At 71.6% G+C, this 14,855-nt stretch carries 11 protein-coding genes; 5 read left to right on the top strand and 6 right to left on the bottom strand.

The genetic code is table 11. From position 1 onward, the window contains the following. Positions 1 to 58 precede the first annotated feature (58 nt). The 5 genes from K3554_RS00055 (at position 59) to K3554_RS00035 (ending at position 6,612) form a co-directional block, all read left to right on the top strand. Positions 59 to 3,088, top strand: coding sequence for a formate dehydrogenase subunit alpha (locus tag K3554_RS00055; protein WP_259942123.1), 3,030 nt, complete (start codon positions 59 to 61; stop codon positions 3,086 to 3,088). A 13-nt stretch (positions 3,089 to 3,101) separates the two neighbouring features. Continuing rightward, complete coding sequence (gene fdh3B, locus K3554_RS00050) at positions 3,102 to 3,695, top strand: formate dehydrogenase FDH3 subunit beta (protein ID WP_259942121.1); 594 nt, start codon at positions 3,102 to 3,104, stop codon at positions 3,693 to 3,695. A 206-nt stretch (positions 3,696 to 3,901) separates the two neighbouring features. Continuing rightward, on the top strand, positions 3,902 to 5,206 hold the full coding sequence (locus K3554_RS00045; protein WP_259942118.1) for a formate dehydrogenase subunit gamma: 1,305 nt from the start codon (positions 3,902 to 3,904) through the stop codon (positions 5,204 to 5,206). Positions 5,207 to 5,210: 4 nt separating this feature from the next. Then, complete coding sequence (locus K3554_RS00040; protein WP_259942114.1) at positions 5,211 to 6,461, top strand: c-type cytochrome; 1,251 nt, start codon at positions 5,211 to 5,213, stop codon at positions 6,459 to 6,461. A gap of 4 nt (positions 6,462 to 6,465) precedes the next feature. Beyond that, complete coding sequence (locus K3554_RS00035) at positions 6,466 to 6,612, top strand: hypothetical protein (protein WP_259942113.1); 147 nt, start codon at positions 6,466 to 6,468, stop codon at positions 6,610 to 6,612. A gap of 4 nt (positions 6,613 to 6,616) precedes the next feature. Here K3554_RS00035 and K3554_RS00030 read toward each other — a convergent pair whose 3' ends face one another. The 6 genes from K3554_RS00030 to dnaA all read right to left on the bottom strand — a co-directional run bounded on the left by K3554_RS00030 (position 6,617) and on the right by dnaA (position 14,855). Further along, positions 6,617 to 7,999, bottom strand: a complete 1,383-nt coding sequence (locus K3554_RS00030; protein ID WP_259942112.1) for a multicopper oxidase family protein — start codon at positions 7,997 to 7,999, stop codon at positions 6,617 to 6,619. Positions 8,000 to 8,134: 135 nt separating this feature from the next. Then, positions 8,135 to 10,549 carry a DNA topoisomerase (ATP-hydrolyzing) subunit B gene (gyrB, locus tag K3554_RS00025; RefSeq protein ID WP_259942108.1) on the bottom strand — a complete coding sequence of 805 codons (2,415 nt, stop codon included), beginning with the start codon at positions 10,547 to 10,549 and terminating at the stop codon, positions 8,135 to 8,137. 94 nt (positions 10,550 to 10,643) lie between these two features. Next, positions 10,644 to 11,060 carry a VOC family protein gene (locus K3554_RS00020; RefSeq protein WP_259942105.1) on the bottom strand — a complete coding sequence of 139 codons (417 nt, stop codon included), beginning with the start codon at positions 11,058 to 11,060 and terminating at the stop codon, positions 10,644 to 10,646. Continuing rightward, positions 11,057 to 12,157 (bottom strand): DNA replication/repair protein RecF, encoded by a 1,101-nt coding sequence (recF, locus tag K3554_RS00015; protein ID WP_259946000.1) that lies wholly within the window; start codon positions 12,155 to 12,157, stop codon positions 11,057 to 11,059. Before recF ends, K3554_RS00020 begins: the two co-directional genes overlap by 4 nt. Next, positions 12,154 to 13,272 carry a DNA polymerase III subunit beta gene (gene dnaN, locus K3554_RS00010; protein WP_259942102.1) on the bottom strand — a complete coding sequence of 373 codons (1,119 nt, stop codon included), beginning with the start codon at positions 13,270 to 13,272 and terminating at the stop codon, positions 12,154 to 12,156. The genes recF and dnaN overlap by 4 nt, the downstream gene beginning before the upstream one ends. Positions 13,273 to 13,511: 239 nt before the next feature. Then, entirely contained in the window at positions 13,512 to 14,855 is a 1,344-nt protein-coding gene (dnaA, locus tag K3554_RS00005) for a chromosomal replication initiator protein DnaA (protein ID WP_259942100.1), read from the bottom strand.

The raw sequence follows: 14,855 nt of genomic DNA, 5'->3' as shown, positions 1-14,855 counted from the left end.
GCCCGAGGAGGGGCCGGCCGATGACACGATGCGCCCGCGCGGCGCGAGGGAGGACGACATGCTGAAGAGAAAGACCACCGGAGCCGCCCGCCGACCCGCCGCGCGCACCGGGATCATCGAGCGCGCCGCCGGCGCCACCGTGGACCGTCGCGCCTTCCTGCGCGGCTCGGGCCTCGCGGTGGGCGGGCTGGCCGCCATCTCCGCCACCGGCGGCGCGGTGGCGCCCGCCACGGCCGCCACCGCCGCCACCGGCGCGGTCGAGACCGTCAAGTCGGTCTGCACCCACTGCTCCGTGGGCTGCACCGTGGTCGCCGAGGTGCAGGACGGCGTCTGGACGGGCCAGGAGCCCGGCTGGGACAGCCCCTTCAACCTCGGGGCCCACTGCGCCAAGGGCGCCTCGGTGCGCGAGCACGCCCACGGCGAGCGGCGCCTGAAGTATCCGATGAAGAAGGTCGGCGGCGAGTGGGTCCGCATGACCTGGGAGGACGCGATCAACGAGATCGGCGACGGGATGCTGCGCTTGCGCGAGGAGTCCGGCCCCGACAGCGTCTACTGGCTCGGCTCGGCCAAGCACAACAACGAGCAGGCCTACCTCTTCCGTAAGTTCGCCGCCTACTGGGGCACGAACAACGTGGATCACCAAGCCCGCATCTGTCACTCCACCACCGTGGCCGGGGTCGCGAACACATGGGGCTACGGCGCCATGACCAACAGCTACAACGACATCCACAAGAGCCGCGCCATCTTCATCATCGGCGGCAACCCCGCCGAGGCGCACCCGGTCTCGCTGCTCCACGTGCTGAAGGCCAAGGAGGAGAACAACGCGCCCCTCATCGTGTGCGACCCGCGCTTCACGCGCACCGCCGCCCACGCCGACGAGTACGTGCGCTTCCGCCCGGGCACCGACGTCGCCCTCGTCTGGGGCATCCTGTGGCACATCTTCGAGAACGGGTGGGAGGACCAGGAGTTCATCCGCACCCGCGTCTGGGGCATGGACCAGATCCGCGAGGAGGTCGCGCGCTGGACCCCCGAGGAGGTGGAGCGCGTCACCGGCACGCCCGGCAGCCAGCTGCGCCGCGTGGCCCAGCAGCTCGCAAACAACCGTCCCGGCACCGTGATCTGGTGCATGGGCGGCACGCAGCACACCAACGGCAACAACAACACCCGCGCCTACTGCATCCTGCAGCTCGCCTTGGGCAACATGGGCGTCGCCGGCGGCGGCACCAACATCTTCCGCGGCCACGACAACGTGCAGGGCGCCACCGACCTCGGCGTGCTCTCGCACACCCTGCCGGGCTACTACGGCCTGAGCGACGGCGCCTGGGCCCACTGGGCCCGCGTCTGGGGCGAGGACCCGGAGTGGCTCAAGGGCCAGTTCGCGGTCGCCGAGGTGGACGGCGAGGAATCGAACCTCATGAACGTCACCGGCATCCCGGTGTCGCGCTGGATCGACGGCGTGCTCGAGGACCCGGCCAACATGGACCAGCCGGCCAACGTCCGGGCCATGGTGCTGTGGGGCCACGCACCCAACTCGCAGACCCGCATGACCGAGATGAAGACGGCCATGGAGAAGCTGGACATGCTGGTCGTGATCGACCCGTATCCCACCGTCTCCGCCGTGCTCCACGACCGCACCGACGGCGTGTACCTCCTGCCCGCCGCGACCCAGTTCGAGACCCGCGGCTCGGTCACGGCCTCGAACCGGAGTCTCCAGTGGCGCGACCAGGTCGTGGCGCCCCTGTTCGAGTCGAAGCCCGACCACGAGATCATCGCGCTCTTCGCCGCGAAGTTCGGCTTCGAGGACCGGCTGCTCCGCAACATCGAGATTGACGGCGAGCACGTGCCGAACGTCGAGAGCATCACCCGCGAGTTCAACCGCGGCATGTGGACCGTGGGCTACACCGGCCAGAGCCCCGAGCGCATCAAGCTTCACATGGCCAACCAGCACACCTTCGACCGCACCACGCTGCGGGCGAACGGCGGGCCGGCCGACGGCGACTTCTACGGCATGCCCTGGCCCTGCTGGGGCACGCCCGAGATGAACCACCCCGGCACGCCCAACCTCTACGACATGTCGATGCCCGTGGCCGAGGGGGGCCTCACGTTCCGCGCCCGCTTCGGCGTGGAGCGCGACGGCGAGAACCTCCTGGCCGAGGGCGTCTACTCGGTCGGCTCCGAGATCCAGGACGGCTACCCGGAGTTCACCTACCAGATGCTGGTTGACCTCGGCTGGCACACCGACCTGACCGACGCCGAGCGCCGGGTGATCGGCAAGGTGGCCGGCTTCATGAGCGACGAGGTCGGCAACGCCGACGACGGCGAGGAGGGCGTCAGCTCCCCTACCGGCGACCAGGCATCGAACGAGGAGGTGGGCGAGCAGTCCATGTCGCCGTTCCCGTCGGACTACGACACCCGCTCGGCGGGCGTGAACTGGAAGACCGACCTCTCGGGCGGCATCCAGCGCGTCGCCATCGCCCACGGCTGCGCCCCGTTCGGCAACGCCAAGGCCCGCGCGGTGGTCTGGACCTTCCCCGACCCGGTGCCGCTGCACCGCGAGCCGCTCTACACGCCGCGGCGCGACCTGGTGGCGGACTACCCGACCTACGAGGACCGCAAGTTCTACCGCCTGCCGACGCTCTATGCGTCGATCCAGAAGCAGGACTTCTCGGAGGACTACCCGATCATCCTCACCTCCGGCCGTCTGGTCGAGTACGAGGGCGGCGGCGACGAGACCCGCTCGAACCCCTGGCTGGCGGAGCTGCAGCAGCAGATGTTCGTGGAGATCAACCCGCGCGACGCCAACGACCTGAACGTGCGCGACGGCTCCATGGTCTGGGTCGAGGGCCCCGAGGGCGGCAAGGTCCATGTGATGGCCATGGTCACCGAGCGGGTGGGACCGGGCGTGGCGTTCATGCCCTTCCACTTCGGGGGCAAGTTCCAGGGCGAGGACCAGCGGTCCAAGTACCCGGAAGGGGCCGACCCCTACGTGCTGGGGGAGAGCACGAACACCGCGCAGACCTACGGCTACGACTCCGTCACCCAGATGCAGGAGACGAAGACCACGCTCTGCAAGATCCAAGCGGCGTAAGGGAGGGAACCCAATGGCACGCGCAAAATTTCTCTGCGACGCCGAGCGCTGCATCGAGTGCAACGCCTGCGTCACCGCCTGCAAGAACGAGCACGAGGTCCCCTGGGGGATCAACCGGCGGCGGGTGGTCACCATCCAGGACGGCGAGCCGGGCGAGCGCTCGATCTCGGTGGCCTGCATGCACTGCTCGGACGCGCCCTGCATGGCCGTCTGCCCGGTGGACTGCTTCTACCAGACCGACGACGGCGTGGTGCTGCACTCCAAGGACCTGTGCATCGGCTGCGGCTACTGCTTCTACGCCTGCCCCTTCGGGGCGCCGCAGTACCCGCAGGCCGGCAACTTCGGCTCCCGCGGCAAGATGGACAAGTGCACCTTCTGCGCCGGCGGCCCCGAGGAGAACCACTCGGCGGCCGAGTTCGCCAAGTACGGTCGCAACCGGATCGCGGAAGGCAAGCTGCCGCTCTGCGCCGAGATGTGCTCCACCAAGGCCCTGCTGGCCGGCGACGGCGACGTGGTCTCGGCCATCTACCGCGAGCGCGTGGTGGCCCGGGGCTTCGGCTCGGGCGCCTGGGGCTGGGGCACGGCCTACGATCAGAAGGGCGGATGACCGCTCCGTGAGGGCCTGCGGCCCTCACGGTCGGATCGCCCCGGTGGGGCGATCCGAGGTCATCCGCGGGCGCCCCTCCGGGGCGCCCGTCCAACATCAAGGGGCAGGGCACCTGTGCCGCCCGTCCCCCCAACGCCTTGAACCGACGCGGAAACCGGCGATAGCCTGACCCCCACGCCCCCGTCCGCCACCCCGGAGATGCCGCGATGACACGCCTGCTCGCCCACCTGCTGCTCTGCGCGGCCCTCGTGCTGCCCGGGATCGCCGCGGCGCAGACCGTGCGGCCCCCCGAGAACGCCACCAACGGCGAGGTCCTCCCCGTGCCCTCGCCGGCGCCCGGCGCCGACCCCTCGGTCGCGCCGCCTGCGCCCGCGCGCGAGGCGGTGCCCGCGCAAGGGCTCGACGACATCCTGCGCCGTCAGCAGGGCCTCGCCGTGGACGACACCGCGCGCCGCGAGGGGGCGGGCATGTCCGCGAACCCTGCCACCGGCATCGAGAACCAGCTCGGCACCTTGGGGGGCGCATCCGACCCCGAGATGTGGCGCGCCCTGCGCTACGGCTCCGCCGATGTGACCGTCTCGTCGGGCGACCCCGTGGGCTCGGTGCTGATGCAGGACGGCGGCATGCGCTGGCTCCAGTTCCGCCAAGGCCCGCTGCGCGAGTACGGCGGCTGGCTGCTGCTCGGCACGCTGGGCCTTCTCTTGGTGTTCTACCTGCTCCGCGGCCGCATCCGGGTCGACGGCGGCCTGTCAGGCGTCAAGATCCTGCGCTTCCGCTTCTACGAGCGCCTCGCCCACTGGACCATGGCGGCCTCGTTCATCGCCCTCTCGCTGACCGGCCTCGCGGTCCTGTTCGGGCGCGCGGTGATCCTGCCCACCTTCGGGCCGGAAGCGAACGCCGCCCTCCTCGTGGCCTCGAAGTGGGTGCACAACAACGTGGCCTGGCCGTTCATGATCAGCCTCGTCGCCGTGTTCTTCCTCTGGGTCTGGCACAACATCCCCAACATGACCGACGTGCGCTGGGTGCTGAAGGGCGGCGGCTTCATCGGCAAGGCGCACCCGCCGGCCAAGAAGTTCAACTTCGGCCAAAAGATGGTGTTCTGGGCGGTGATCCTGTTCGGCGCCTCGATCTCGGCCTCGGGCCTGTCGCTGCTGTTCCCGTTCGAGTTCCCCATGTTCGCCGGCACCTTCGCCGAGCTGAACGGCCTCGGGCTGACCGAGGCGGTCGGGCTCGAGCCCCTGCCCACCGCCCTGAGCCCTCAGGAGGAGATGCAGTACGCCCAGCTCTGGCACGCCATCATCGGCTTCGTGTTCATGGCGATCGTGATGGCGCACATCTACATCGGCACGCTGGGCATGCAGGGCGCGTACGATGCCATGGGCACCGGCGAGGTGGACGAGGCCTGGGCCGAGCAGCACCATTCGATCTGGCTCGAGAAGGTGCGCCGCGGCGAGGCCCCGAACCCGCATCCCGAGCTGCGCGGCGGCGACGCGCGCCACCCCGCCGAGTAGCGAAGTGTGCCGCCTCGTCCTCGCGCTGGCCCTCGCGGCCGCCCCCGCCGGGGCGGCCGACTTCGCCACGCTCAAGGGCCACGGCGGGCCGATCATGGACATCGCCGTGGACGCGGAAGGCCATGTGGCGACGGCCAGCTTCGACAACACGGTCGGCCTCTGGGACGGCGGTGCGCCGCGGTGGCTGGAGGCGCACGAGGCCGCCGCCACGGCGCTGGCCTTCGTGCCCGGCGGCCTCGTCTCGGGCGGCGACGACTTCGCGGTGATCCGCTGGCGGGACGGGGCGCCCGAGGCGTTGGGCCGCCATGCGGGCAAGGTCGCGGACGTGGCCGTCTCGCCGGACGGGCGGACGGCGGCCACGGCGAGCTGGGACGGCACCGTCGCGCTCTGGCCGTTGGAGGGCGAGGCGGAAGCGACGAGCATCCCCGTGGGCACGGGCGCGGGGGCGGTCGCCTTCGCGGAGGACGGGACGCTCTTCGCGGGCACTCAAGGCGGCGACGTGCTGCGGATCGCGGACGGCACCCCGCGCGCCATCGCGCGGAGCGGCTTCGGCGTGAACACCCTCGTCGCCGGCCCCGGCTGGCTGGCCGTGGGCACCGTGGACGGCGCGACGCGCATCCTAGATCCCGAGACCGGCGAGACCCTCCACGACTTCACGCTAGAGCGGCGGCCGATCCTCGCCATGGACTGGTCGCCCGACACCGGGATGCTGGCCGTGGGCGACGGCGACGGCTGGATCATGGTGGTGGACACCAGCACGTGGAAGATCGTGCGCGACGTGCGCGCGACCCGGCAGGGGCCGGTCTGGGCGCTGGCCTTCGCACCGGGCGGCGCGACGCTCTGGGCAGGCGGGCTCGACGACGTGGCCTACGGCTGGCCCGTCGAGGCGCTGGACCCCACGCCCGCGATCGACGGCGACCGCGCATTCCTGCAGGCGGCCAGCACCATGCCCAACGGCGAGCGTCAGTTCGTGCGGAAGTGCTCGATCTGCCACGCGCTGGAGCCGGGACCGTCGCGCCGCGCCGGCCCCACGCTTCACGGCGTGTTCGGGCGCCGCGCCGGCACGGTGCCGGGCTACCGCTACTCGGACACCCTGACGGGCAGCCCCATCGTCTGGTCGGCCGAGACCATCGACGCCCTGTTCGACCAAGGGCCGGACCACTACATTCCGGGCACCAAGATGCCCATGCAGGTGATCGGCGGCGCGAACGACCGCGCCGACCTGATCGCGTTCCTCGAGACGGCGACGGAGTAGGCGGATGAAGGCGATACTGAGCGGGATAGCTCTGACGGCCGTGCTGGCGGTGGCCGCCAACTGGCTGCTGCTGAACGAGGTGCGCTACACCGACGCCGAGCGCATCCGCGGCGACTCCGTGCGCCTCGACGGGGCGCTCGACCGCCAGTAGCCCCTCAGGCCACCCGCAGCCACGTGGTCATGCCCGAGGCGGCGTGGCCCAGCATGTGACAGTGCACCAGCCAGTCGCCGGGGTTGTCGGCGGCGAAGGCGATCTCGGCGGTGGCGCGCGGGGCAACGAGCGTGGTGTCCCGCAGCGCGCCGGGCCTGCCGTCGGGTCCCAGTTCCGCGAAGTGGTGGCCATGCAGGTGCATCGCGTGAGGCCACGCGGTCTCGTTGCGGAGCACCATCCGCACCGTCTCGCCTCGCGCCAGCTCGGCCAGCGGCGCGTCCGGGGGGCCGGCGTGACCGCCGAGCGACCAGAACAGGCCGCGCCCCGCGAGCGTGCGGGCGTCCATCCGCTCCGAGCCCACCGAGGCCCCGCGCATCCCGCCCATGGCGCCGCCCGCCAGCACGAGGCCGAGGGGCCGCGCGTCCGTCATCGCGGGCCGCGGCGCCGGGTTCGGGGGCAGGGGGGCGGGCACCGGACGGCGGGCCTGCACCGCGCCCGCGACGGGGATCGACGCCTGCACGTAGCCGCCGTCCCGCTCCAGGTGCACGAGGAACGCCTCGGCGCCCGCCTCGGCGGTCACGTCCACCACGAGATCGGCGCGCTGGGCCGGGCCGAGGACGAGCGGGCCGCGGATCGGCTCGGGCGCTTCCAGCGGCATGCCGTCGAGCGCCACGGTCCAGCCCTCCAGCCCCTCCAGCCCCAGCGTGAAGACGCGCGCGTTGGCGGCGTTCACGATCCGCAGCCGCAGCCGCGCGCCCGGGGCGGCGGGGGGCAGGGCCGGCTCCACCGCGCCATTGGTGGTCACCACGTTGCCGATGCGCCCGCCGTGGGAGTCGTCGTGGGGCATGCCGAACGCCCCCTGATGCATGCCGTCCGGGCCGAGGCGCCAGTCCTCCAGCATCAGCACATGCTCGGCGTCGACCTCGGGGGCGCCCTCGCGCTCCTCGATCACCAGGGGGCCACGCAGGCCGCGCCCGACCTGCTCCGTGCTGTCGCGGTGGGCGTGGTACCAGTAGGTGCCCGCGTCGGGCACCGCGAAGGCGTAGTCAAAGGTCTCCCCGGGCGCGACGGCGTCCTGCGTCAGCCCCGGCACGCCGTCCATCGCGTTAGGAAGGCGGATGCCGTGCCAGTGCGTCGCGGTGGGCACATCGAGCGCGTTGCGCAGCCGACGCTCGACGCGCGCGCCCTGCGCCACGCGGATTTCTGGGCCGGGAACGGTGCCGTCGTAGCCCCAGACGGGGGTCTCGGGATGGCCCGCGGGCAGGAGCTGCGCGCGGCCCCCGCGGGCGGTGATCTCGGTCGGGCCAGCGCGGGCAGCGGCGGGACGCACGAGGGCGGCGGCGGCGCCCGCGGCGAGGACGGCGCGGCGTGTCGGCTTCAGGATCATGGCATTCCCCCCCTGCGGCGTCCGCCCAAGATAGGGGGCGGGATGGTGCAGGAGAACCCGTGCCGGCGCGCGCGGGGGCGCGGCGGATCGCCCTAGGCGGACGCGCGCCGGAGCCGCGCCCCGGCGAGCGCGGGGTCAGACCGTCAGGTTCTCGACGTTCAGGGCGTTGTCCTGGATGAACGCGCGGCGCGGCTCCACCAGATCGCCCATGAGCTTCGTGAACACGTCGTCGGCCTCGGTCACGTCGTCGACCTCGACCTGCAAGAGCGTGCGCGCCTCGGGGTCGAGCGTCGTCTCCCAGAGTTGGCCGGGGTTCATCTCGCCGAGGCCCTTGTAGCGCTGGAGCGTCAGGCCTTTCTCGCCCTCCTTCAGGATGGCGTCCAGAAGGTCGATCGGCCCGTGCACCTCGATCTCGCGGTCCTTGCGCACCAGCGTGGCGGGGTCGGTGTAGACGTCCTGCGTCTCCTCGCTGACGGCGTTGAGGCGCCGGGCCTCTCCCGAGCGCAGGACGGCGCCGTCGAGGGTACGGACCTCCTCCACGCCGCGCAGCACGCGGGCGAGGCGCAGGCCGTGGTCCTGGGTGATGCGCCCCTGCCAGCCGCGCTCGTACTCGGCGGCCACCTGGTCGAGCCGCTCGGCCACGCGGTGGGCGGTGGCCTGCAGGTCGCCGTGGCGGTCGGGCTCGAAGCCGCCCGCCAAGGCGGCCTGCTCCAGGATGTGGCGCGGGTAGTGGGTGGGGAAGGCCTCGAGGATGCGGCGGAACAGGCGCGCGGCCTGCACCACGCGATCGAGGTCGAGGCCCGCGATCTCCTCGCCATTCTTCAGCCGCAGCACCGCGCCGTCGGTGCCCTGCTGCACGAGGTAGTCCTCGAGCGCGGTCTGATCCTTGAGGTAGACCTCGGACTTGCCGCGCATCACTTTGTAGAGCGGCGGCTGGGCGATGTAGAGGTGTCCCGCCTCGATGATCTCGGGCATCTGCCGGTAGAAGAACGTGAGCAAGAGCGTGCGGATGTGCGCGCCGTCCACATCCGCGTCGGTCATGATGATGATCTTGTGGTAGCGCAGCTTGTCGAGGTTGAACTCGTCTCGGCCGATGCCGGTGCCCATGGCGGTGATCAGCGTGCCGATCTCCTGGGAGCCGAGCATCCGGTCGAAGCGCGCGCGCTCCACGTTCAGGATCTTGCCGCGCAGGGGCAGCACGGCTTGGTTGGCGCGGGAGCGGCCCTGCTTGGCCGATCCGCCCGCCGAGTCGCCCTCGACCAGGAACAGCTCGCGCTTGGCGGGGTCCTTCTCCTGGCACTCGGCCAGCTTGCCGGGCAGGCTCGCCACGTCGTTGGTGGACTTCTTGCGCGTCAGCTCGCGCGCCTTGCGCGCCGCCTCGCGGGCGAGCGCGGCCTCCACGATCTTGCCGACGATCTGGCGGGCCTGCTGGGGGTTCTCCTCGAACCACTCGCCGAGCTTCTCGTTCACGAGGTTCTCGACCGCGGGGCGCACCTCGGAGGAGACGAGCTTGTCCTTGGTCTGGGAGGAGAACTTCGGGTCGGGCACCTTCACCGAGAGCACGCAAGTGAGGCCCTCGCGGGCGTCGTCGCCGGTGAACGAGATCTTCTCGCGCTTGGCGATGCCTGAATCCTGCGCGTAGCGGGTGATGGTGCGGGTCAGCGCGCCGCGCAGGCCGGCGAGGTGGGTGCCGCCGTCGCGCTGGGGGATGTTGTTGGTGAACGGCAGGACGTTCTCGTGGTAGCTGTCGTTCCACCACATGGCGACCTCGACGCCGATGCCGTCGCGCTCCCCTTCCATGTAGATGGGGCTGTCCATCACGGCGGTCTTGGAGCGGTCGAGGTAGCGCACGAACTCGCGCACGCCGCCCTCGTAGAACAGCTCGGTGCGCAGCGGCTCGGCCGGGCGCGCGTCCTCCAGAACGATGCGCACGCCCGAGTTCAGGAACGCCAGCTCGCGCAGGCGGTGCTCCAGGGTCTTGAACGAGTACTCGAGGTTCGAGAACGTGGTGGTGGAGGCCATGAAGCGGACCTCGGTGCCGGTGCGCCCCCCGGCGTCGCCGACGACGCGCAGGTGCTCCACCGTGTCGCCGCGCTCGAAGCGGGCGACGTGCTCCTTGCCGTCGCGCCAGACGCGCAGCTCCAGCCAGTCCGACAGGGCGTTGACCACCGAGACGCCGACGCCGTGCAGGCCGCCCGACACCTTGTAGCTGTTCTGGTCGAACTTACCGCCCGCATGGAGCTGGGTCATGATGACCTCGGCGGCGGACACGCCCTCCTCCTCGTGGATGCCCACGGGGATTCCGCGCCCGTTGTCGTGCACCGAGACGCTGGAATCGGCGTGGATCTTGACCGTCACGGCGGTGGCGTGGCCGGCCAGCGCCTCGTCGATGCCGTTGTCGACCACCTCGTAGACCATGTGGTGAAGGCCCGAGCCGTCGTCGGTGTCGCCGATGTACATGCCGGGGCGCTTGCGCACGGCCTCCAGGCCCTTGAGGACCTTGATGGAATCGGCGCCGTACTCCTCGGGCGCGGGGGTGGTCTCGGTCATGGGGGGCGGTTCCTCGAATTGCCCCCGAGATATATGGACCGGAGCAACCGATGTCACGGTGCGACCCCCGGAAATGGAGGGGTTTCGGCCGGTTTCAAGCGCCTTTCAGGCGCCCGTCCGCGTCCATCGGCCAGAAGGGGTTGCAGGCGTACTCCCACAGGTGCCCGTCCGGGTCCGCCCAAGTGCCGGAATGGCCGCCCCAGTCCATCGCGCGCGGGGCGCGGACCTCTGCGGCCCCGGCAGCGAGGGCCTCCGCGAAGGCGCGGTCGGTCTCCTCGGGGGTGGGGAAGTTGACGGCCAGCGTCGAGGCCCCGGTGCCGAGGCTCTCGCGGGGGCGGCCCAGTTCCTCGGCCAACGCATCGAGCGCGAAGAGGCCCATGCGCCAGCCGCCGCAGTCGAAGAACGCGACGCCGGGATGGCTCTCGCACTCGCGCCAGCCGAGCCGTCCGTAGAAGGCGCGCGCGGCCTCTAGGTCGGCCACCCCGAGGGTGACGAGGGTGATCCGGTTCATGCGTCCTCCACGCGGCTCTCGCCGCCCTGTTCCGTCACCAGCAGGCGCTGGGCGTCGAGACCGGCGAACAGCTCGGCCCCGGTGCCCGTCAGGAAGGCCTGCGCGCCCAGCCGCTCCAGCTCCGCGTAGAGCGCGGCGCGGCGGCCCTCGTCCAGATGGGCCGCCACCTCGTCGAGCAGGAGCACCGGGGCGCCCGCGCCCTCGGCCAGCGCGCGGGCGTTGGCGAGCACCAGCGAGATCAGCAGCGCCTTCTGCTCGCCGGTGGAGCACAGGCGCGCCTCGATGCCCTTGGCGGCGTAGCTGCCCTCCAGGTCGATGCGGTGCGGCCCCACCAGCGTGCGCCCGGCGGCCATGTCGCGGGGGCGGGACTCGGCCAGCGCGCCGGCCAGGCCGTCCGCATCCTCGGGCGCCGCCTCGGGCGCGGCGAGGGCGAGGTCCGCGGCCGGAAAGGGGCCGTCCGGGTCCTGCGCCGCCACGAGGCGCATGAGGGCCGCGCGCCGCCGCTCCATGATTTCGGCCCCCGAGCGGGCCATCTGCAGCTCCAGCGCCTCGAACCAGTGGGCGTCGCGCACCCCGTCACGCAGGAGGCGGTTGCGGTCGCGCATGGCCTTCTCGTAGGCGAGCGCGCCGTCGGCATGGGCGGGAAAGAAGCTCAAGGTCACGCGGTCCAGGAAGCGGCGGCGCCCCTCGGCGCCCTCGGTCCAGAGCCGGTCCATCGCGGGCGTCAGCCACAGCACCCGCAGGAGCCGGGCGAGCGCGGCCTGCGGTGCCGCCTTGCCGTCGATGCGGGTCGCGCGCGGCTCGCCCGGCTCGGCCCGTAGCTCGATCTCGTGGGCGTCCTCGGCGATCACCTCGGCATGGACGCGCCAGCCCACGGCCTCGGGGCGGCGCACGATCTCCTCGGCGCCCGCGCGGCGCATGCCCCGGCCGGGCGACAGCAGCGAGATGGCCTCCAAGAGGTTGGTCTTGCCCGCGCCGTTGGGGCCGTAGACGGCGACCACGCCGCCGCCGGCGCCCGCAGGGAAGCGCAGCCGCGTACGCCGGTGCGAGCGGAAGTGCGAGAGCGAGAGGGCGGCGACGCGCGGCAAGCGCGTCAGACGCGCATCGGCATCACGACGTAGATGGCCGAGGTGTCGTCGCCTTCCTGCATGAGCGTGGGGTCGCCCGCGTCGTTGAAGCGGAACACCGCGTTCTCGCGGTCCACCTGCGCGGCGATCTCCTGGAGGTACTTGGCGTTGAAGCCGATCTCCAGCTTCTCGTCGGCGTAGGCCACGGCCAGCTCCTCCTCGGCGTTGCCCGAGTCGGGGGCGTTCACCGACAGCACCAGACGGTCCTCGTCGAGGCTCAGCTTCACAGCGCGTGAGCGTTCCGACGAGACGGTCGCCACCCGGTCCACGGCGCGCGCGAAGTCCTTAGCGTCCACCTCCAGCGTGCGCGGGTTGTTCGAGGGGATCACGCGGGCGTAGTCCGGGAAGGTGCCGTCGATGACCTTGGAAGTCAGCGTGATGTCGGGCGCGGCGAAGCGCACCTTGGTCTCGGAGACCGCGACGCCGATCTCGGCCTCGTCGTCGTCGAGCAGCTTCTTGAGCTCGCCCACCGTCTTGCGCGGCACGATCACGCCGGGCATCCCCTCGGCGCCCTCGGGCAGGGGGGCGTCGACGCGGGCCAGCCGGTGGCCGTCGGTGGCGACCGCGCGCAGCACGCGCCCCGCGTCGCCCTCGGCCACGTGGAGGTAGACGCCGTTGAGGTAGTAGCGCGTCTCCTCGGTGGAGATCGCGAAGCGGGTCTTGTCGAACAGGCGCCGCAGCACCTTGGCCTCGCAGCGGAACTCGGCGGCGTAGTCCGTGGACGCCATGACGGGGAAGTCGTCCTTCGGCAGCGTGGCGAGCTGGAAGTGCGAGCGCCCCGCGGTGATGGAGATGCGGCCCTGGCCCGCGTCCTCGTCCACGGCCACGAGCGCGCCGTCGGGCAGCTTGCGGACGATCTCGTGGAGCAGCATGGCCGAGACGGTGGTGCCGCCCGCGCGGTCCACCTTGGCGGGCGCGCTGTCGATCACCTCGATGTCGAGGTCGGTGGCCTTGAAGCGCACCGCGTCGCCCTCGGCCTCGACGAGGATGTTGGCGAGGATCGGGATGGTGTTGCGCCGCTCGACGACCGACTGCGCCTGGGACACCGCCTTGAGCAGCGCGGCGCGCTCGATGGAGAACTTCATGGGATCCTCGTCCGTCAGGGAGGCGCAGAATAGCGGGCGCGGGCGGGCGTGCAATCTGCTTGTTTCGATGGGGCGGGGGAGGGGCGGGGAGCGGAACGGTTCGGGGTTTCCGTTCCGGAGAACCAAATCCCGCCGGGGCTCCGCCCGCTAGTCCCCCGGCCACCCCCGGGGCTCCGCCCGCTAGCTCCCCGATCGGTCCACCGGACCGATCGCCGGCCTCTGTGGGGCCGGTTCGGGAGCTAGCCCTCCAACCGCCTCTGCAGCATCTGCGCGTCCTCGGCGAGCTGCGGATCGGTCTGCATCAGCGACTCGATCTTGCGCACCGCGTAGAGCACCGTGGTGTGGTCCTTGCCGCCGAACTTGCGGCCGATCTCGGGGTAGGAGCGGGGGGTCAGCTTCTTGGCGAGATACATCGCCATCTGCCGGGGCCGCGCCACCGAGCGGGATCGCCGCGCCGAGACCATGTCCGACATCCGCAGGTTGTAGTGCTCGCAGGTGCGCTTCATGATCTCGTCGATGGTCAGCTTGCGCTCCGAGGCGCGCAGGAGGTCCGCCAGCACGTCCGGGATCTGCTCGACGCGGATCTCGCGGCGCACGAGGCCCCAGTAGTGGAACAGCCGCGTCATCGCCCCTTCCAGCACCCGGATCGAGGTGGAGATGCGCGAGGCCAGGAACTCCATCACGCCGTCGGCGATGCCGAAGTCGGGCTGCTCGGCGCGGTGCAGCGCGTAGCGGTGCTGCAGGATGCCCAGGCGCAGCTCGTAGTCGGCGGGATGGAGGTCGATCACCAGCCCCGACTGGAGGCGCGAGGAGATGCGCTCCTCGATGTCGCCGATCTCGGCGGGCGAGCGGTCCGCGGACAGCACCACCTGCTTGCCCTGGTCCACCAGCGCGTTGAACGTGTGGAAGAACTCCTCCTGGGTGCTCTCCTTGCCGGCGATGAACTGCACGTCGTCGACCAGGAGCACGTCCACGGAGCGGAACAGCGCCTTGAAGCTCATGGTGGTGTGATCGCGCAAGGATTGCACGAAGCGGTACATGAACTGCTCGGCCGAGAGGTACATGACCCGCGCCTCGGGCCGCGTCTCCTTCAGCTCCCACGCGATGGCCTGCATCAGGTGCGTCTTGCCCAGACCCACGCCCGAGTGGAGGAACAGCGGGTTGAAGGTCACGGGCCCGCCCGAGGCCACGCGGCGCGCGGCGGCGTGGGCCATCTCGTTGGACTTGCCGACCACGAAGGCGTCGAAGGTGAAGCGCGGATCGAGCCCGTCCTCGCTGCGGACCCGGGGGGCGGGGGCCGCGGCGGAGGAGGGGACGCGCGAGGCATCGGAGGCGGCGGCGCGGGGCGCGGCGGTGCACACGAGGCGGGCCGCGTCGATGCCCGCCTCCGAGGCGTGGCGCAGGATGGCGTCGGCGAAGTGCTGCTGCACCCAGCGCCCGATGAAGTCGGTCGGCGAGGCGAGCTGCAGCGTGCGATCCTCGCAGCGCTCGAAGCGCAGGGGCCGGATCCAGGCGGCGTAGTTGTTCGCCCCCACCGACGTCTCGATCTCCCGCTGGACGCGGTTCCATGTCTCGCTGCTCAT

The organism is Jannaschia sp. W003, assembly GCF_025144335.1.
GTDB lineage: Bacteria > Pseudomonadota > Alphaproteobacteria > Rhodobacterales > Rhodobacteraceae > Jannaschia.
This window is presented reverse-complemented; position numbering and strand designations above follow the sequence as displayed.